15 protein-coding genes are annotated in these 19,605 nt (G+C 71.9%); 10 read left to right on the top strand and 5 right to left on the bottom strand.

Going from position 1 to position 19,605, the window contains the following annotated elements; all coding sequences use genetic code 11:
* Positions 1-28: 28 nt before the first annotated feature.
* Both KUM39_RS23150 and KUM39_RS23145 read right to left on the bottom strand, forming a co-directional pair.
* Positions 29-748, bottom strand: coding sequence for an ABC-2 transporter permease family protein (locus KUM39_RS23150; protein WP_217787688.1), 720 nt, complete (start codon positions 746-748; stop codon positions 29-31).
* Between the two features lie 2 nt (positions 749-750).
* Positions 751-1,671, bottom strand: a complete 921-nt coding sequence (locus KUM39_RS23145) for an ABC transporter ATP-binding protein (protein ID WP_217787687.1) — start codon at positions 1,669-1,671, stop codon at positions 751-753.
* A 108-nt stretch (positions 1,672-1,779) separates the two neighbouring features.
* On the opposite strand from KUM39_RS23145, the gene KUM39_RS23140 reads away from it, so the two are divergent.
* The 3 genes from KUM39_RS23140 to KUM39_RS23130 all read left to right on the top strand — a co-directional run bounded on the left by KUM39_RS23140 (position 1,780) and on the right by KUM39_RS23130 (position 4,910).
* Positions 1,780-2,937: a sensor histidine kinase gene (locus KUM39_RS23140; RefSeq protein WP_217787686.1), complete on the top strand. Its 1,158-nt coding sequence runs from the start codon at positions 1,780-1,782 to the stop codon at positions 2,935-2,937.
* Between the two features lie 14 nt (positions 2,938-2,951).
* The gene (locus KUM39_RS23135) at positions 2,952-3,605 is read left to right on the top strand and encodes a response regulator (protein WP_217787685.1); all 654 of its coding nucleotides are present in this window, start codon (positions 2,952-2,954) and stop codon (positions 3,603-3,605) included.
* Positions 3,606-3,752: 147 nt separating this feature from the next.
* Positions 3,753-4,910 carry an ROK family transcriptional regulator gene (locus KUM39_RS23130; protein WP_217787684.1) on the top strand — a complete coding sequence of 386 codons (1,158 nt, stop codon included), beginning with the start codon at positions 3,753-3,755 and terminating at the stop codon, positions 4,908-4,910.
* Positions 4,911-5,012: 102 nt separating this feature from the next.
* Here KUM39_RS23130 and KUM39_RS23125 read toward each other — a convergent pair whose 3' ends face one another.
* Positions 5,013-5,774 carry a GntR family transcriptional regulator gene (locus tag KUM39_RS23125; protein ID WP_217787683.1) on the bottom strand — a complete coding sequence of 254 codons (762 nt, stop codon included), beginning with the start codon at positions 5,772-5,774 and terminating at the stop codon, positions 5,013-5,015.
* 427 nt (positions 5,775-6,201) lie between these two features.
* Positions 6,202-7,083: an RNA polymerase sigma factor SigJ gene (gene sigJ, locus KUM39_RS23120; protein WP_217787682.1), complete on the bottom strand. Its 882-nt coding sequence runs from the start codon at positions 7,081-7,083 to the stop codon at positions 6,202-6,204.
* A 140-nt stretch (positions 7,084-7,223) separates the two neighbouring features.
* Here sigJ and KUM39_RS23115 point away from each other — a divergent pair, with 140 nt between their 5' ends.
* The 5 genes from KUM39_RS23115 to KUM39_RS23095 all read left to right on the top strand — a co-directional run bounded on the left by KUM39_RS23115 (position 7,224) and on the right by KUM39_RS23095 (position 15,877).
* Positions 7,224-8,057 (top strand): alpha/beta fold hydrolase, encoded by an 834-nt coding sequence (locus tag KUM39_RS23115; RefSeq protein ID WP_217787681.1) that lies wholly within the window; start codon positions 7,224-7,226, stop codon positions 8,055-8,057.
* A gap of 149 nt (positions 8,058-8,206) precedes the next feature.
* On the top strand, positions 8,207-9,793 hold the full coding sequence (locus tag KUM39_RS23110) for an alkaline phosphatase D family protein (RefSeq protein WP_217787680.1): 1,587 nt from the start codon (positions 8,207-8,209) through the stop codon (positions 9,791-9,793).
* 185 nt (positions 9,794-9,978) lie between these two features.
* The gene (locus tag KUM39_RS23105) at positions 9,979-11,406 is read left to right on the top strand and encodes an SWIM zinc finger family protein (protein WP_217787679.1); all 1,428 of its coding nucleotides are present in this window, start codon (positions 9,979-9,981) and stop codon (positions 11,404-11,406) included.
* 62 nt (positions 11,407-11,468) lie between these two features.
* Entirely contained in the window at positions 11,469-14,144 is a 2,676-nt protein-coding gene (locus KUM39_RS23100; RefSeq protein ID WP_308288214.1) for a DUF7824 domain-containing protein, read from the top strand.
* A gap of 221 nt (positions 14,145-14,365) precedes the next feature.
* Positions 14,366-15,877, top strand: coding sequence for a GNAT family N-acetyltransferase (locus KUM39_RS23095; RefSeq protein ID WP_246620601.1), 1,512 nt, complete (start codon positions 14,366-14,368; stop codon positions 15,875-15,877).
* A gap of 111 nt (positions 15,878-15,988) precedes the next feature.
* Here the strand turns inward: KUM39_RS23095 and KUM39_RS23090 are convergent, their stop codons facing one another.
* The gene (locus KUM39_RS23090) at positions 15,989-17,209 is read right to left on the bottom strand and encodes a trans-sulfuration enzyme family protein (RefSeq protein WP_217787677.1); all 1,221 of its coding nucleotides are present in this window, start codon (positions 17,207-17,209) and stop codon (positions 15,989-15,991) included.
* 59 nt (positions 17,210-17,268) lie between these two features.
* Here KUM39_RS23090 and KUM39_RS23085 point away from each other — a divergent pair, with 59 nt between their 5' ends.
* Positions 17,269-17,751 carry an Lrp/AsnC family transcriptional regulator gene (locus tag KUM39_RS23085; RefSeq protein WP_217787676.1) on the top strand — a complete coding sequence of 161 codons (483 nt, stop codon included), beginning with the start codon at positions 17,269-17,271 and terminating at the stop codon, positions 17,749-17,751.
* A 141-nt stretch (positions 17,752-17,892) separates the two neighbouring features.
* On the top strand, positions 17,893-19,584 hold the full coding sequence (locus KUM39_RS23080) for a DUF885 domain-containing protein (RefSeq protein WP_217787675.1): 1,692 nt from the start codon (positions 17,893-17,895) through the stop codon (positions 19,582-19,584).
* Positions 19,585-19,605 lie beyond the last annotated feature (21 nt).

Genomic DNA, 19,605 nt, shown 5'->3' with positions numbered 1-19,605 from the left:
CCCGGCTCCACTGACAATTGCCGTGGCGTCAGGCGTCCCGGCGGTTCAGACGCCATCCTCCGACGAGCAGCGCGGCCCCGGTCCATGCCGCGCTCACCGCCAGACCGCTCCAGGGACCGAGTGAGCCGTCCCAGGTGCTGTGCAGGGCTATCTGTCCCGCACGATCGGGCAGCAGGTCCGCGATCCCCGACGAGAGGTCTCCGACCACGAAGGACAGCACCAGCAGAAACGGGATGAGCAGCGAGAGCGTCGCCACCCCGCTGCGGAGCAGTGCGGTGAGGCCAGTGGCGAAGAGGGCCGTCAAGGTGAGCTGCACGCCGCAACCGACGACCCCGCGCAGATCTTCGGCCCAGGTGGGGGCGGAAGCGCCCTGGACCGCTCTGCAGGCCAGCAGGGTCACCACCCCGGTGAGCAGTCCTGTACCCAGGACTGGGAGGGCCACCATCGCTGCCTTGGCCGCGAACCAGCGCCGTCTGTCGGGCATGGCCGCGAAGGCCAGGCCCAGGGCACCGGGCCTCAGATCGGAGGAGAGGGCCGTCGTGCCGAAGGCGATCGCGGCGATCTGGCCGAACGAGACACCGAAGAAGGAGGTGAAGAGCGGGTCCGACGCGCCGCTGTCGTCCGGGGAGGCGGCGAAGAGTATCGAGAACGTGGTGGTGGCCACCACGATCGCGGCCAAGGCGGCGGTGAGCGCCCGCAGCGAGCGGAGCTTGATCCACTCGGCGTGCAGGGCCGGAGCGAAGGACATGGTCAGACCTCCTGGGGGTGGGTGGTGAACTCGGCCTCGGCCGCGGTCAGATCGAGGTACGCCTGTTCCAGCGTGGCTTCGCGGGCCGCCAGCTCCTTCACGGGTATGCGCGCTTCGAAGAGGAGACGGCCGATGCCCTCCAGCTCCGCGTGGCGAACGTTCCACGTGCCGTCCTCGGCGCGGGAGGCGTCGTGGCCGTGCAGAGCGAGGAGATCCGCGAGCGCGGTGTCGTCGGTGGTGCGGATCCTGATCTCGGGCCGGACGCGGGTGTCGATGAACTCCCTGACCGGGGTGTCCGCGAGGAGGCGGCCACGGCCGAGTATCAGCAGGTGGTCCGCGAATACGGACGTCTCGTTCATCAGGTGACTGGAGACCAGGACCGTCCGCCCGTCGTCGGCGAGCCGACGCAGCAGGGTGCGTATCCAGACGATGCCCTCGGGGTCGAGTCCGTTCGCGGGCTCGTCGAGCAGCACCACCTCGGGGTCGCCGAGCAGGGCGGCGGCGATGCCGAGTCGCTGGCGCATGCCGAGGGAGTACGTCCGCACCCGGCGGTCGGCCACCTCCGTCAGACCGGTCTCGCCGAGGACCGTCTCGACCCGACCCGCGGGAATGCGGTTGCTCACCGCGATGGCGCGGAGGTGGTCGCGGGCACGGCGCGCCCCGTGCGCGGCGCCCGCGTCGAGAAGGGAGCCGACCCGGCGGAGCGGATCACGGAGTTCGGCGTACAGACGCCCTCCTATGGTGGCGGTGCCGGAGGTCGGGCGGTCGAGGCCGAGCACGAGCCGCATGGTGGTGGACTTGCCCGCGCCGTTCGGGCCGAGGAAGCCGGTCACGCGGCCCGGGCGGAGCTGGAACGTGAGCCCGTCCACGGCCCGCCTGCTGCCGAAGTGCTTGGTGAGATCTCGTACGTCGATGCTGGTCATGGCTCAAGGCTGGCCGAGCACGTGGGTCCGGCACCTCCCCCGTCCGAGGGGATCGTCTCCCCCGTCCGGGGGAGGTGCGGCGACCGGCCCGGCTGCCACGATGTCCGCATGCCCCGTTTCCTCCGCCCGCTTTCGCGTGCGTCCACGTACACCCGCCTGATCCACTTGTGGCTGCCGATGGCGGCCGAGGCCGTCTGGCTGTTCATCGACATGTCTCGACCGTGGCTGCCGGCCCTCGGGCTGATTCCGCTCGGGCTGATCCCGGTCGTACGCAAGGCCGAGGGGATACAGGCCCGTCTGCTTCTCACCCCCGGTGTGGAGGAGCCCGGTATCTCCCGGACACGGTCCACGAGTTGGTGGGACGGGCTGCGCACGGTCGTCTGGTTGTTGCTGCGCTTCGCAGTTGGCTGGGTGACGGGCTACCTGACGGTGTGGCTGTTGGTCATCACCGTCGAACTCGCACGCTGCGCCTGGGGCCACGCCCCGTCAGGAATGCCTCTCCTCCGGGGGCTTCCCGGACAGCCGGCCCTGGCACTGCTCGCCCCGCTCTCACTGCTCGCGCTGTACGGAGCGCTGGTAGGGCTCGGCTCCCTGGTCACCGTGTGCGCCCGTCTTCTGCTGGGGCCGTCGCGGGCCGAGCGGCTGGCCGCGCTGGAGGAGCGGACGGAGCAACTGCTCGAACGGACCCGGATAGCACGCGAATTGCACGACTCGATCGGTCACGCACTCACGATCGCGGTGGTGCAGGCGGGCGCGGCCAGGGCGGCGGGCGACCCAGAGTTCACCGATCGGGCGCTGGAGGCGATAGAAGAGACTGGGCGAGCGGCGCTGAACGATCTGGAACGGGTCCTGGGCGTGCTGCGCGAGTCGGAGCGGCCTGCCAGCGCCCGCCCCACGCTGGCCGACGCCGACCGTCTGCTGGATTCGGCGCGGGCATCCGGGGCCAAGATCGACGCCGAGGTGACCGGGCCGGTGGACGCGCTGCCGGGACCGGTCACCCGTGAGGGGTATCGCATCGTCCAGGAAGCGCTGACCAACGTCCTGAGACATGCGGGTCCGGTGCCCATACGGCTCCGCATCGCAGTCAGTCCGGAGAACCTCGTCCTGGAGGTCCGCAACTCCCTTCCCACCGGGTCTCAGGTGACTACGGGACGGGGCAGCGGGCTGCGGGGCATACGGGAGCGGGCCGCCCTCCTCGGAGGCAGGGCACACGCCGGGCCGGACCAGGGCGACTGGGAAGTGCGCGTGGATCTGCCTCTCGGGTGATCTAGCCTGTCGGAATGCCCGTCACCGTACTGCTCGTTGATGACGAACCGCTGGTCCGCGCAGGGTTGCGCGCCGTTCTGGAGGCGGAACCCGACCTCTCCGTGGTGGGTGAGGCGGCCGACGGTGCGGCGGTCATCCCGCTGGTGCGTCAACTGCGGCCGGACGTGGTGGCGATGGATGTGCGGATGCCGTTGATGGACGGGATCGAGGCGACCCGGGCGGTACTGCGCACGGTGGACGATCCGCCTCGCATCCTGGTGGTGACCACGTTCGAGGACGACGAATTCGTGTACGAGGCGCTGCGGGCGGGTGCGCACGGGTTTCTGCTGAAGCGGGCACGTCCGACCGAGATCGTGCACGCGGTGCGACTTGCGGCTGAGGGGGATTCGCTGCTGTTTCCCGCGTCGGTGCGGCAGTTGGCGGCGCGGTACGGGGGCGAGCGGCCGACGGGCACTCCGTTGGCGGAGGCAAGGCTGACCGAGCGGGAGGGGGCGGTGCTGCGGCTGATGGCGCGGGGGCTGTCGAACGCGGAGATCGCGTCCCGGCTGATCCTCGGTGCCGAGACCGTGAAGTCGCATGTCAGCGCCGTGCTGACCAAGCTCGGGGCGCGGGACCGCACCCAGGCCGTGATCGCGGCGTACGAGTCGGGCTTCGTATCGCCACGCTAGGCACATCAGTGGGCATCCGTCCCGGAGAGGCATCGGGGAGGGGCAGGGGGCGAGGGGATGGGAAGCCGGTCCGAACCCGGCACTCGCCGGGGTGGGCGCGGCCGAGTACGATCCGCCCAACACGGCTGCGAGCTGGGAGGACCGACGGTGGGGCGACTGACCGGTGGTGATCCCTCGCTGTTGCGGAGGATCAATTCCGCAGTGGTGCTGCGCGCCCTGCGTGCGGCGGACTGCGCGACGCTCACCGAGGTCACTCAGGTCACCGGACTCTCACGCCCCACGGTGGAGGGGGTCGTGGAAGGGCTCATGGAGGCCGGGCTCGTGGTGGAGCAGGCCGCCGAGGAGGGAACGGCGCGGCGACAGGGGCGGCCGGCCCGCCGGTACCGGTTCCGGGCCGAGGCGGGGCATCTGCTGGGGCTGGAGATAGGCGCGCACCGGGTCGCGGCGCTGCTGTCGGACCTGGACGGCCGGATCCTCGGGGCGCAGGCCAAGCAGGTGGACGAGAAGGCTCCGGCGGACGAGCGGCTGGACCGGCTGCGGGCGGCGGTCGCGGAGTTGCTGCGCCGGACCGGGGTCGCCCGTGGTTCGCTGCGTGCGGTGGGCGTGGGAACGCCCGGCATCGTGGAGGCGGACGGGACCGTACGGCTGGGTACGGCGTTGCCGCAGTGGACGGGGTTGCGGCTGGGTGAGCGGCTGAGCCGGTCCTTCAAGTGCCCGGTGCTGGTGGAGAACGACGCCAACGCGGCGGCGGTGGCCGAGCATTGGAAGGGGGTCGCCACCGAGACGGACGACGTGGTGTTCGTGCTGGCCGGGCTGAGTCCTGGGGCGGGCTCCTTGATCGGAGGACGGCTGCACCGGGGCTTCGGCGGGGCCGCGGGGGAGATCGGGGCGCTGCATCTGCTGGGCCGTGAGGTCACGCCGGAGACCCTGCTGTCCACCACCGATCAGCCGTTGCATCCGCTGGACGAGCAGGCGGTCGCGGAGGTCTTCGCGCTGGCACGGAAAGGGGATCAGCGGGCGGAGGCCGCTGTGGACCGGTTCAATCGGCGGCTGGTGCACGATGTGGCCGCGCTGGTGCTGGCGCTGGATCCGGAGCTGGTCGTGGTCGGCGGATGGGCGGCCGGGCTGGACGGTGTACTCGATCCGCTGCGGCGGGAGTTGGCCCGCTACTGCCTGCGCCCGCCTCGGGTGTCGCTGTCCCTGCTCGGGGAGGCGTCCATCACGACGGGCGCGCTGCGGCTGGCGCTGGACCATGTCGAGGCCGAGTTGTTCGCGGTCGAGGAGGCGGTGGTGGCGCCGGGGTGACCGCTCCGGCGCTGCGTGGTCCTGCCGTGGCGAGGTCCAGAGATGCCGAGCGCCCCGGTGGAGTTCCGGGGCGCGGCGGGATGTGATGCCGGGGGGGGCGGTTCAGGAAGCCTGACGCTCGGGGCCGTGGTGTATCTCGACCTCGGGCGAGTCGCCGAAGGTGAGGCGGCAGGTGTCGGCGCGGTAGGTCGCCACGGAGACGGCGGCCGGGCGGCCTTCGGCGACGAAGCGGGTGGTCAGGACGAGGACGGGCGCTCCGGGGAGGCGGTCGAGGTCCTTGGCCTCGTCGGCACGGGCCGAGCCCAGTTCCACGGCGCGTTCCTGGCCGTCGAGATCGCGGTGCGCGAGTTCGCGGAGCACGGCGCGGGCGCGGGCCGCGGCGGAGGGCGCGTCTATGGCGCTGAGGCCGGGCACGGAGGCGTCCGGGACGTAGAGGAGTTCGGTGGCGACGCGCTGGCCCTGGGACATCAGGGACCGGCGGACTGTGTGCACGGTGTCGCCGGAGGTGATCTCCAGGGCGCGGGCGACGGCGGCGGGCGGCACGGTCCGGTCGCAGCCTTCGGGCTGCCAGTCGTCGTCCGCCATGCCCGGCCAGTTCTGCCGTCGGGTGCCGACATCGACACCCACACGCGGCGGTGCGACGGTCGTTCCGACGCCTCGACGCCGCTGGAGGCGCCCTTCGAGTTCAAGTTGTTCCAGTGCCTGGCGCAGCGTCGCGCGGGCCACGCCGAAGCGGGCTGCAAGGTCGCGTTCGTTGGGCAGGACCTCGCCCACGGCGAATTCCGAGTCCAGCGCCTCGGTGAGCACGGTCCTGAGATGCCAGTACTTCGGCTCCGGCACCGATTCCAGCTGAGTGGTCCCCACCCTGTCCTCCGCGAGAGCCGTGGTCCGGCAGTTTTTGGTGCCCTTGTTTATTAAAGGTTGTTGCACTTATCAGCGACCATAGGACGACCAACCCCCTTGGTCAAGACCAATCCTCGGCTCCCAGGGCAATACACGGGTCAAGGGACGCAGAGCGTTCACGTGGCGTTCGCACAAGGCGGACCGGGTGACCGAGCCGCAAAGCTCCCGTCGCACAGGGGTGACCGACCGCGTACGACGGCCCGGGCAGTGCGGCTAGGGCCTGTCTTCAAACTCTCCTCTGCCCCGCGACGCCCGGCACGCCCTCTCGCCGCACCGGCCGCGACCCCGAGTACGCCCAGTACGAGGGATCACGGCCGACACGCCGAGAGCACGCACCGGACGCCGCGGGGCCGTCCTCCGGACGACGAGGAGAGTTTGAAGACAGGCCCTAGCGCGAGAGGGGGCGCAGCTTGTCCGGGTTGCGGAGGATGTAGACGGTGGTCACGAGGCCGTCCGCGATGCCCAGTTGGAGGACGGTGTCCGGTCGGCCGTCGCGTCGCAGGAGGACCGCGTGGCCGCCGTTGACCTCCAGGAACTCGACGGAGAGGCCGGGCGCGGTGTGGTCGGTGACGGCGACGAGGAAGCGGCCGACCTTGTCGGCGGTGTACAGGACGCGTACCGGGGCCTTCGCGTTGCCGCCACTGTCGGCGATGAGGCGGACGTCCGGGGCGAGCAGCGCCACGAGTTGCTGGAGATCCCCGCCGGAGGCCGCGGCGAGGAAACGCTCGGTGAGGTCGCGCCGCCGGTCGGGATCGACGTCGTACCGGGGGCGGCGCTCCTCGACGTGCCGACGGGCCCGGGCGCCGAGTTGTCGTACGGCGGGCTCCTCGCGGTCGAGGAGCGGGGCGATCTCCGCGTAGGGGTAGCCGAACGCCTCGTGCAGCACGAAGACGGCGCGTTCCAGGGGGGACAGGGACTCCAGTACGACCAGGACGGCGAGGGAGACGGTGTCCGCGAGTACGGCGCGGTCGGCGGCGTCGGGGGCGGTGGCGCCGAACTCGGTGACGTAGGGCTCGGGCAGCCAGGGGCCGACGTAGGACTCGGCGCGGGCATGGACTTGGCGGAGGCGGTCGATGGCGAGCCGGGTGGTGACGCGTACGAGGTAGGCGCGCGGCTCGCGGATGTCGGCGCGGTCGGCGCGCGACCAGCGCAGCCAGGCATCCTGCACGACGTCCTCGGCGTCGGCGACGCGGCCGAGCATGCGGTAGGCGACCCCGGTGAGGAAGGGACGGTTCTCCTCGAAGACGTCGGTCGCGGGGTCGGCGGTCACGGTTCCATCCCACCCGATGGGCGGGGTGGTGTCCAGGCGGAATGAGGGTGCGCACGCCGCAGGGGCTACCCGCCGGTAGTAATTGCTGACAAGCTGTCTAGGAAGACGTGCCCGTGCGACCGTACGACGAGGAGCAGCCCATGTCCGACACCGTCTCCTTCCAGGCCCCTTCCGGGCGCGGGCCGAGGGACGTGACCGTCGCGTACTCGCGTGTGGGGCGCGGCGAACCCCTCGTCCTGCTGCACGGCATCGGGCACCACCGGCAGGCGTGGGACCCGGTGGTGGACATCCTGGCCACCGAGCGCGAGGTGTGGGCGGTGGACCTGCCCGGCTTCGGCGCCTCACCGGGGCTGCCGGACGGTCTGGCCTACGACCTGCCCACCACCAACGCGGTGCTCGGCGCGCTGTTCGAGACGCTGGAACTGGACCGTCCGCATGTCGCGGGGAACTCGCTCGGCGGGCTGCTCGCCCTGGAACTCGGCCGCGAGAAGCTCGTGCGTTCCGTCACGGCCCTGTCCCCCGCCGGGTTCTGGAACGAGTCGGAGCGGATCTACGCCTTCTCGGTGCTGCGCGCCATGCGGGGGATCGCGGTACGGCTGCCGCTGCCCCTGGTGCAGCGGATGTCTCGCTCGGCCGCAGGACGAACCGCGCTGACCAGCACGATCTATCAGCACCCGGCACGGCGTTCTCCCGAGGCGGTCGTCGCGGAGACACTCGCGCTGGCGGAGGCGGCCGGGTTCGCCGCGACACTGCGCGCCGGTCGTACAGTCCGCTTCACCGACGAACTGGCCGGGATGCCGGTCACGGTGGCCTGGGGCACCCGCGACCGGCTGCTGGTACGCCGCCAAGGCCTGCGCGCGAAGGCGGTCATCCCGCACGCCCGGCTGATCCGGCTCCCTGGCTGCGGCCACTGCCCGATGAACGACGATCCGGCGCTGGTGGCACGGGTCATCCTGGACGGCAGCGCCCGCTGAGACGGCGGAGGTGGGGCGCCGGGAGCGCGGGGACGACACACCCGCGACGGTCAACGCCTCTTTGTTCACCCGAGGTTAGCGTCCTCGCCGTCGCGCACCAGTAGGTGTGGCTGCGCACACCAGCCGGAACCGTCCCCTGGAGGCGCACCATGTCCCACCGTCCGTTTCCCGCCCGCCGCAGTGTGCTGCGCGGTTCGCTCGCCGCGTCGGCGGCGCTGACCCTGCCGACAGCCCTCGTTTCGGCCCCGGCGTTCACCCGGTCCGGTCGTCCCGAGGCCCGGTGGGGCGTGCAGGCCGGAGATGTGACGGCCGGATCCGGGCTGGTGTGGGTCCGTTCGGACCGGCCCGCCCGGATGATCGTGGAGACCGCCGCCACCGAGTCGTTCCGGAACGCGCGCCGCTGGTACGGCCCGCTGCTGGGCGCCGGGACCGACTTCACCGGCACCACCCCGCTGCACGGGCTGCCCTCGGGCGAGCACATCCACTACCGGGTCGTGCTCGCCGACCCGGACGATCCGCGCCGTAGCGGCGAGCCGGTGAGCGGTACGTTCCGCACGGTCCCCCGGCGACGCCGCGACGGCGTGCGGTTCCTGTGGTCGGGCGACCTGGCGGGACAGGGCTGGGGCATCAACCCGGAACTTGGCGGCTACCGTATCTACGAAGCGATGGCGCGCCTGGACCCGGACTTCTTCCTGTGCAGCGGCGACAACATCTACGCGGACGGCCCCCTCGCCGCCACCCAGGCGCTTCCGGGCGGGCGGACCTGGCGGAACGTCACCACCGAGGAGAAGTCGAAGGTCGCGGAGACCCTGGCGGAGTTCCGGGGGAACTTTCGCTACAACCTGCTCGACGACAACCTCCGCCGGTTCAACGCACAGGTGCCGTCCATCGTCCAGTGGGACGACCACGAGGTGCGCAACAACTGGTATCCGGGCGAGGTGATCGCGGACAGCGACACCCGGTACACCGAGAAGAGTGTGGACGTACTCGCCGCCCGTGCCCGTCGGGCGTTCAGTGAGTATTTTCCGATCACCGGACTGCGACCGGGTGCGCGCGAGGGCAGGGTGAACCGGGTGGTGCGCCACGGGCCGCTGCTGGATGTGTTCGTGCTGGACATGCGGACCTACCGCGACCCGAATTCGCCGGACGACCAGAAGACGGACCCGCAGGGCATCCTCGGCCGTGAGCAACTGGAATGGCTGAAGCGGGAGCTGGCCGGGTCGCGGGCGGTGTGGAAGGTGATCGCCGCCGACATGCCGCTCGGACTGGTCGTACCGGACACGACCGAGGGGCGGCCGAACTTCGAGGCCGTGGCGCAGGGCGATCCCGGCGCACCGCTCGGCCGCGAGTTGCAGATCGCGGAGCTGCTGCGGTTCGTGAAGCACCGTCGGATCACCGGGACCGTGTGGCTGACGGCGGACGTGCACCACACGTCGGCGCAGCACTACCAGCCCTCGCGGGCGGCGTTCACCGACTTCGAGCCGTTCTGGGAGTTCGTCTCGGGGCCGCTCAACGCGGGTGCGTTCCCGGCCAGCGATCTGGACGGCACGTTCGGTCCCGAGCGGGTGTTCGTGAAGGCGCCGACCGCGTCGAACGTCTCGCCCGCGGACGGCTACCAGTTCTTCGGCGAGGTGGACATCGACGGCGGGAGCGGGGAGCTGACGGTACGGCTGCGCGAGCAGGACGGGAGCGTGCTGTTCACACAGACCTTGCGGCCGGGGCTGGTCGGTCAGTAGGCGCCCGAGCGGTACGGCGGACGGTCCCGGTCGGGCGGTGAACGGACCCGCGGGCGCGGTTCCCAGCCTGACGGTGGTTCGGTCGGCCGGGTCCGACCCTCCGTCAAGGGTGACGGCAATCGCCCTCGACGGTGAGTTGTCCACAGGCCGGAGCCGTTGTCAGTGGTCGCGTCTACGGTTTTCCCATGACGCGATCACTGCAGAACGTGGCTTATCGGCGACTCTCCGTGCTGGAATCCGCCGTGGGCGGGAATCTACTCGGACTGGAGACTTCCGGCGGCGCGACTCCGACGGGGGCCGAGGCGCATCCCCGGTTCTTCTCGGGATTCCTGACCTCTCCTCAGGCAGCGGCCTCGGCGCTGCTGTCGGTGGCCGACGTGGCGGCGGCGCGGTACTACCAGCCGCGGTTGCGGGCCTCGCTGGACCCGGTGGTGACGGGCAACGGGGACCGGTTGCGGTTCGAGTCCTTCTCCGGGTGCGGCGGGGTGTACGCCCGGCTGGACGTGCTCACGCCGGGGCTGGACGGAGGTGAGGTGGGGCACGGCACCACCAATGTGGACGTGAACAACCCACTGCGTGAGGCGTTGTCCCGGCTCGGCACGGACGATCCGCTGCATCTGCGGGTGGGACCGGAGGAGATGGCGGTCACCACGCTGTCCGGTCCGGTGGTGGAGAAGAAGGTGCCCCTGCCCGACCGCTGGCTGCGCGGTTTCGCCGAGGCACAGGTGGTCGCGGCCGGGTTCGATCTGCGCGCGGAACTCCCCGCCGACGAAGCCGTACGATTCCTGCGGAGTCTGCCGAGGACCGGCGGAACGCGGCGGGGCGCCCCCGCCGCGCAGTGGGTGGTTCCGGTGGGGCGTGGGCTGCGGCCCACCATGCGCGCGGTGCCGGGTGCGGTGTGCCTGCCGGGGCCGGACCGGCTGGCCGCACTCCAGCGGGTGCTGCGGCACGCCACAGCGCTGCGGGTCTACGGACCGGCGGTCGGCGGGAGGTCCTCCGGCGGCGGGGCGGGCGAGCCGGTGGCCGCCGCGTGGGAGGTCGTGCTTCCCGGTATGCGCCTCACCCTGACGCTGTCCCCGGACGCGGCGCGCGGTTTCTCGGGCGAGGGCGGTGTCCTGGACGCGCTGGCGACGGACGAGGCCGTCGGGGACGCCGAGTTGATATCCGTGCTGCTGTCCTGGGAGCCCCGGATCGACGTGGCCGACCTGGCAGCCGCCTCGGGGCTCGTGCCCGAGCGCGTGCGAGCCGCGCTGGTCCGGCTCGGCACATCGGGGCGGGTCGGCTACGACACCGCGGAGGCGGCCTACTTCCACCGGGAACTCCCGTACGACGCGGACCGCGTCGAGCGCCACAACCCACGGCTGCGTTCGGCCCGGTCACTGGTGGCGGCGGGTGCGGTGAGCCTGGACGGCGCGCTGGCCACGGTGACGGCGCAGGACGGCCATGTGCACCGGGTGCGGGACGAGGCGGGGGCGCTGAGCTGCAGTTGCCTCTGGTGGGCGAAATACCGGGGCGGCCGGGGACCGTGCAAGCACGCGCTGGCGGTGCGCATGGCGCGACGGAACTCGGCCGTGATGGCGGGAATGACGGAGATTTACGGGGGCGAACGATGAGCGAGTTGCTGGAAGCGGTACGGAAGGGTGATCTGGAGGAGACTCTCCGGCTCGTGCGAGGGATGACGGATCCGGAGCGGAGGGCGTGCCTGCCCGCGCTGAAGGCGGAGCGCAAGCAGGCGCGGGAGTCGCGGTTCTGGGAGCCTCGGCGCCTCCAGGCGGCCCCGGCCCTGCATCTGGCCGGGGCCGGCTGCCACACGGGAGCCGCGGCGGCGGCGGCCTGGCTTGCCGCGAGCGACCTGCGGTGGACTCCCGCCCCTGTCGAGATGCTGCTCCGGATGCTGGAGCAGCGGGACACGGGGTGGACGGCCGAGGTGGCCCGGCGACTTGCGGAGCGGCCCGCCTCGGCGGACGTGCCGTATCCGCTCATGGCGGGGCTGGTCAGCCGCTCCGGGTGCGAGGTACCGGTGACGGACGCCTATGTGGGGAGTTGGATCAGGCACTTGAGCCTCGGCGAGGACGTCACGGGCACGCTCCTCGACCGGCTGCGCCGCGAACCGCATCTGAGCACGCTGGTGGGCGGCCTGTTCACGCTGGCGGATGTGTCCGATGTCCGGTGGGTGCTGAGCCGCACCGGACCGGGCTCGTGGCAGGCGGCTCTGCCGGTACTCGTCCAGGAGGGCTCGCTCGACCGGGAATTCGTCCTGGACGCGTGCGTGGCGCGGCTGCTGCGCGGGGGCGGTCCGACCGATCACCGGATCTTTCTGCCGTGGCTGACCGCGCTGGAGCCGACCCGCGAGGAGGTGCGGGCGCGCACGGCCGACTGGACGGCGTTGGCCCGCGATGCCGTCTCCCCCGTCGCCTCGCACGCCCAAGCGGTACTGGCGGGTCTCGCGGCCGACAGTGAGCTGACGGTACAACAGGTGGTCGAGGTCTCCGAGGGGCTGCTGTTCCGTACGGAGAAGAAGCTCGTTCGGGCCCAGTTGGCGCTGCTCGGCAAGGTCCTCGTCCGCGATCCGGGGGCGGCTGCCGAACTGCTGCCCGTCGTGGCCCAAGCGTTCGGGCACGAGGACACTCAGGTCCAGGAGCGGGCGCTGCGGCTGGTCGAGCGGCATGTGAAGGCGCTGGGACCGGTGCCGGAGCCGACCGCGGGCGCTGCGGCCGGGACACCCGTGACGGACCGTCCGTCCGACGAGGTATGGCAGGAACTGCACCGCGCGGCGGAGCAGTTGACCCCCTCATTGCGTCCGCGAGCCGCCGCCCTGCTGGGTGTGCCGGTGGACGAGGCAGTGTCATTCGAGGTGTACGAGGAGATGCTGCCGCCCGCTCCGGAGCCGGTCCGGCTGGACCCGGCACCGGAGACACCCGAGGAACTGGCCGAGGAGATCGGCGCGTTGTTGGCCGCCGAGGGGGACGTGAGCACGTTCGAGCGGGCGCTCGACGGTCTGATGCGCCACGCCCACCGGGACCCGGAGGCGCTGCGCACCGCGCTGGAGCCGGTGATCGGCACACGGTGGTGGGCTTCGCAGCAGGGGCAGCAGTCCGACGGGGAGCGCCTGCCGGAGGTCCACGTCGGCACCACCCGCCGCGGTTTCCTCACCCCCTCGGTGGGGTTGGATCTGATGCTCGCGGCGCTGCGCGGCCAGGTCCGCGCCAACAGGCTGCACGACGCCGTCGTGCGCGGGGCGGAAGGGCAGGAGTGTGCGCACAGTGGCCCGGCGCGAGTGTTCGACACCCGGCTGCGGGCGATCGCGTACCGGCTGAGGACGAGGCCGCTGCCGTTCCTGCTCTCGACGCCGACCTGGAGCACGGGGCTGCTGGAACCCGCGGATCTGGTGGCCCGCCTCGTCGAGTACCGGCGGCTCAAGGCGGACGTCTGCGTGATCGACCTCGGGCAGGCGCTCCTCCGGGTGCGCCGGGACGATCAGGTGGCCGCCGACGAAGCGGCCCGGCTGGCGCTGACCCTGGGCACCAGAGAGGGCAAGAGGGTGGCCCGCTGGCTGACGTCCGGGCCGGTTGGTCTCCCCGGCGTCCGTCGCCGCCTCAAGGGGTCCCGTGTTCTGCTGGAGATGGAGGGACTCCCGCAGATCGACGAGGACATGCCCCAGCAGTTCCGGTCCCTGGGGATGCCTCTGTCCGTGCACACCGACCGCTGGCGCTGCCACCACTGGGACCGGTCCGCGCACGCGCACTGGCTGGCCGCGCTTCCGGAACGGCGTGAGGTGATGGCGGCGCGCATGCTGCACGACCTCGCGGACCTGGCCGTGGACGACGAGAGGGGTGCCGAGATACTACCGCTGCTCGCCGAGGGCGCGGGGGAAGCCGGAGAGGCGGTGCATCTGTGCCTCGCCTACGGTCTCGCAGCCCGGCACGCCGAGGACCGGCTGTCGGCGGTGGACGCGCTCCTCGTGCTGGCGGCGCGCGGTCAGCTCGACGCGGTCCGGCTCGGTTCGGCGCTGGGCGAGCTGATGGTGCGGGGCGCGGTGAAGGCGCAGCGGCTCGCGGAGTCCGCGCGGACGGCCGCCGCGACCGGGGCCGGCCTCACGATGTGGGAGGTGCTGCGGCATGCCCTGCCCGCGCCTCTGGCGGAGTTGTCCGGCGCGGAACCGGCGGTGGCGGCCGTCGCCGCCCGGAGTCTGGGCGACCTGCTCGCCGTGGCGGCCGAGTGCGCCGAACGGGCCGGAGTGCTGGGCGAGGTTCCACACCTGGCGGAGACGGCGGCACGGACCGGCTCCTCCCGGATGGTCACGCAGGCACGGCGGCTGCGGGACACGCTGGCGCTGGAGGTGGCCGCCTGAGGAAAAGGCTTGGCGGGGGCGGGGGCGAGGCGTGGTGGTCGGGGGCGTGGCTGTTCGGAGGATCGGTCGCCTGAGCATCTCGGACGGCACCTCCGAACGAGGATCTCCGCCCACTCCCTCGACCGACTGTAGAAAATGCAACAAAATAGGCGGAAGCACGCTTAACCCATCGGTCACAATGAGTTCGTGATCACGCAACACCATTCCTTCACAGTGGCTGCATGACTCCAGACATGTCCCGAGTGAACCGGACCAAGAACGGGCGGCCCGTCCACCACTGGCGGCGCGATCTCGTTGAGCTCGCCGCGCTGTTCACCGCGGTGGCGGTGGCGGACGGGGTGGCCAACCTGATCGGGCACGGGCCGGACGGTCCGCTGCTGCTGGTGGTCTCGGCCGTGGCGCTGGCCGCGACGGCGGGCTTCCACACGTGGTGGTCACGACGCCATGTACACGCACCGCCGACCGAGGATACCGGGGCCCGGTCCCCCGTCGATGCGCGGCGGGGGACCGGGCGGCGGCAGGGCGGGAAGCAGCAGCACACCGCGGCGGAGGGCACACCGGCGGGGCAGGACAGGCCCGAGGGAGGCCACCCCACGACTGGTGACTCCGGACAGGACGTTCCCGTGGCGAGCGTGCTGTGGCGGATGCGGACGACGGTGCGGGACGAGCCGGGTTCGCTGGCCGCTCTGTGCGTGGCGCTCGCCGGTCGGCGGGTGGACATCCTCAGTCTCCAGACGCATCCGCTGGGAGACGGCACGGTGGACGAGTTCCTGCTGCGGGCTCCCGGCACGCTCACGGCGACCGAGCTGACGCGTGAGGTGGCGGCGGCGGGCGGTACGTCCACCTGGATCGAGCGGGCCGACGCCCACGATCTGGTGGACGCCCCGACCCGCGTACTCGGCCTCGCCGCGCGCACCGCGCTGGATACGGCGGAACTCCCGCTGGCGCTCAGGCAGTTGCTGGGCCGATGCACCATCCGTTCGCTGCCCGCGGTACCCAGTGGTGAGCAGTCCGTACCGGTGGAGGGTGTGCTGGACGACACCGTCATCCGGCTGCGGGCGCCCGAGGGCGGGGTGCTGACGGTGGAGCGGCCGTATCTGCCGTTCACGCCGACGGAGTTCGCACGGGCCAGGGCGCTGGTCGAGTTGGACGGACGGCTGGGGCCGCGCATTCCGCGCGGGCAGGACGTGCTGACGCTGGCGGGCGACGACATCACGGTGCGCCGGGTGGACACCGGTGATCTGACCGCCGCCCGTGAGATGCACGAGCGGTGCTCAAAGCGGACGCTCGGCATGCGCTACCACGGGCCGGTCGATGACGCCGACCGCTACCTGAAGCATCTGCTCAGCCCGCGCTTCGGACGCACGCTGGCGGCCGGAACGGCATCGGGGCGCATCGTGGGACTCGGCCACCTGCTGTGGGACGGCGACGAGACCGAGGTCGCGCTGCTGATCGAGGACGAGTGGCAGCAGCGCGGTATCGGCGCCGAACTGCTCACCCGGCTGGTGGGTATGGCGGAGGAGGCGGGCTGCGAGAGCGTGTACGCGGTGACGCGGGCCTCCAACACCGGGATGGTCGCCGCCATGCGTGGTCTGGGACTTCCCCTGGACTATCAGATCGAGGAGGGCACCCTGGTGATCACCGCGCGCCTCGATCAGGCCCGGTCCGCCGCTTCTCGTGCCCCGTACGAGGGTGACGAGCGGCGGCTCGGGGGCGCGCACCGGCGCGACTGAGGCGGACAGGAACGCACAGGGGCGACGACGAGCACCCCGGTGTGATCGGCGCGTGCGTCGGCGGCCCTCCCCCGGTGCGGGGAGGGCCGCCGTCGTACGGCCGCGCGGGGATCAGCCCGCTGCCGGTTCCCGCAGGGGCGCGGCGGCCTGGAGGGGCACCGGAGTGACGGCTCGTCCGCCGAGGGCGTGGTCGAGGTCGGCCCACAGGTCGTCCACGTCCTCCAGGCCCACGGACAGCCGCAGCAGCCCGTCGTGGACACCGGCGCCGCGCCGGTCGTCGGCGTCCACGATGCGGTGGCTGATGGAGGCGGGGTGCTGGATGAGCGTGTCCACGCTGCCCAGGCTCACCGCCGGGGTGATCAGGCGGACCCTGGAGATGACCTCGTGCGGGTCGCCGTGCACCTCGAAGGCGATCATGGCGCCACCGATGCGCGGATAGTGGACGCGGGCGACGCGCGGGTCGGCGGTGAGCCGGTGGACCAGTTCGGCAGCGCTCGCGGAGGCCGCGCGGACGCGGACCGGGAGGGTGGCCAGGCCGCGCAGCAGCAGGTAACCGGCGAGGGGGTGGAGGATGCCGCCGGTGGCGAAGCGGATCTGCCGCAGGCGCCCGGCGAGTCGCTCGTCGCAGGCGACGACTCCACCGAGCACGTCGCCGTGGCCGCCGAGGTACTTGGTCGCGCTGTGCAGGACCAGCCGGGCACCCTGTTCGGCGGGGCGCTGGAGCACGGGCGTGGCGAAGGTGTTGTCGGCGAGCAGCGGGACCGTGCCGCAGGCGTGCGCGACCGCCCGCAGGTCCACTTCGGCGAGGGTGGGGTTGGCCGGGGACTCGACCATGACGAGGCCGGTGTCGGGGCGCAGCGCGTCGGTGATACCGGCCGGGTCGGTCCAGGTGACCTCGGTGCCGAGCAGTCCGGCGGTGAGCAGGTGGTCGCTGCACCCGTAGAGCGGGCGGACCGCGACCACGTGCCGCAGCCCTTCGGCGGACCGGGCGAGCAGGACCGCGCTGAGCGCCGCCATGCCGCTGGCGAAGGCGACGGCGGACTCGGTGCCCTCCAGGCGGGCGAGGGCGGTCTCGAAGCGGGCGACCGTGGGGTTGCCGAGCCGTCCGTAGATCGGCGGGCCGGAGGGGTCGGCGCCGTCGGTGGCGAACGCGTCGATGCGGTCGGCCTCGCCCCGGCTGTCGTAGGAGGGGTAGGTGGTGGACAGGTCGATCGGTGGGGCGTGCAGGCCCTGACGGGCGAGGTCGTCGCGTCCGGCGTGGACGGCCTCCGTGGCCAGGGCTCTCGGTGCGGCGCCCACCACGTCGTGGGCGTCCATGCTCGCTGTGTCCATGACGGAAGGGTGAACACAGCACGGGCTGGAGCGGCCGTGCTCCGTGTAGCGTTCGGAACATGACGGAAAGTGTCGTACTGGATTCGGTGGACCTGCATCTGCTGCGCCTGTTGCAGAACGACGCACGGACGACGTACCGGGAGCTGGCCGCGCAGGTGGGCGTGGCGGCGTCCACGTGTCTGGACCGGGTGGCGCGGTTGCGGCGGTCGGGCGTGATCCTCGGGCATCAGCTGCGGCTGGACCCGGCGAAGCTGGGGCGTGGGCTGGAGGCACTGTTGTCGGTGCAGGTCAGGCCGCACCGGCGGGAGTTGGTGGGGCCGTTCGTGGAGCGGATCAGGGCGTTGCCGGAGTCGCGGACGGTCTTCCATCTGACCGGGCCGGACGACTACTTGGTGCAAGTGGCCGTCGCGGACATGACGGATCTGCAGCGGCTGGTGCTGGACGAGTTCACGTCGCGGCGCGAGGTGGCGCGGGTGGAGACCCGGTTGATCTTCCAGCAGTGGGACTGCGGGCCGCTGCTGCCCCGGACACCGGCCGAGTGAAGGTCCCCGGACCTGCCCTGATGTGGTGAACGGGCTCGCGCGCTCCGGAGTGCGCCCCCGAGAGGCCCTCAGGGCATGCCCTGAGCGGAATCAGGGACAACACTGATGACGGGGGTGCGGTCGCCGTACGAGGATGGCCATATGTCTGAGAACCAGAGCCTGCTGCCCCGTCAGGTCGCCGACCAGTATGTGGACGACCTCATCGCCCTCGACCCCATCACCGGCACGTATCTCGGAGTGCGGGAGAGTTCGAGCAGGCTGCCCGACTATTCGCCGCGCGGCCAGGAGGCTGTGGCGGAGCTGGCGCGTACCACGCTGGTCCGGCTGGCCGAGGCCGAGAAGCTGCCCGGCGCCGACACCGACGTGGAGCGGCGCTGCGCCCGGCTGCTCCGCGAGCGGCTGACCGCCGAGCTGGCCACGCACGAGGCGGACGAACACCTGCGCGCGGTGGGCAACATGAGCACGCCCGGCCACTCGGTGCGGGACATCTTCACGGTGACCCCGGCCGACACCGAGGAGGACTGGGCGGCGATCGCCGAGCGGCTGCACGCGGTTCCGGCCGCGCTCGGCGGATACCGGGAGTCGCTGGAACTGGGCCTGGAGCGGAAGCTGTTCGCCGCCCCGCGCCCGACGCAGACGTTCGTCGGCCAGCTCTCCGAGTGGTCGGACACGGACGGCAAGGGCCGCGGCTGGTACGAGGACTTCGCCGCGGCCGGGCCGGACGCGCTGCGCGCGGAGCTGGACGAGGCGGCCCGTGCCGCGTCCGCCGCGCTGGTGGAGCTGCGCGACTGGATGCGGGACGTGTACGCACCGGCGATCGAGGGCGCCCCGAACACGGTGGGCCGCGAGCGGTACGCCCGCTGGGCGCGCTATTTCAACGGCACCGACCTGGATCTGGACGAGGCGTACGCGTACGGCTGGTCGGAGTTCCACCGCATCCTGGGCGAGATGAAGCAGGAGGCGGAGAAGATCCTGCCGGGCGCGGAGACGCCGTGGGTGGCGCTGGCCCACCTGGACGAGCACGGGCGGCACATCGAGGGCGTGGACGAGGTCCGGGAGTGGCTGCAGAGCCTGATGGACCGGGCCATCGCGGACCTGGACGGCACACACTTCGAACTGGCCGAGCGGGTGCGGCGGGTGGAGTCGCGGATCGCCCCGCCGGGCGGCGCGGCAGCCCCGTACTACACGGCGCCCTCGGAGGACTTCTCCCGGCCGGGCCGGACCTGGCTCCCGACGATGGGGCAGACCCGGTTCCCGGTCTACGACCTGGTGTCCACGTGGTACCACGAGGGCGTGCCCGGTCATCATCTCCAGCTCGCGCAGTGGGCGCACGTGGCGGAGAACCTGTCCCGCTACCAGGCGACGGTGGGCGGGGTCAGCGCCAACCTGGAGGGCTGGGCGCTGTACGCGGAGCGGCTGATGGACGAACTGGGTTATCTGACCGGCCCGGAGGAGCGGCTGGGTTATCTGGACGCGCAGATGATGCGGGCGGCGCGGGTGATCGTGGACATCGGTATGCACCTGGAACTGGAGATTCCGGCGGACTCGCCGTTCCGGCCGGGTGAGCGGTGGACGCCGGAGCTGGCACAGGAGTTCTTCGGTGCGCACAGCAGCCGTCCGGCGGACTTCGTGGAGAGCGAGCTGACCCGGTATCTGACGATTCCGGGTCAGGCCATCGGCTACAAGCTCGGTGAGCGGGCGTGGTTGCTGGGCCGGGAGAACGCCCGCGCGCGGCACGGTGACGCCTTCGACCTGAAGGCGTGGCACATGGCCGCGCTGTCGCAGGGTTCGCTGGGCCTGGACGATCTGGTGGAGGAGCTTTCGCAGCTCTGACCCGCGTGAGCGGAGCATCGG

This window comes from Streptomyces corallincola (genome assembly GCF_019104725.1).
Classification (GTDB): Bacteria; Actinomycetota; Actinomycetes; order Streptomycetales; family Streptomycetaceae; genus Streptomyces; species Streptomyces corallincola.
This window is presented reverse-complemented; position numbering and strand designations above follow the sequence as displayed.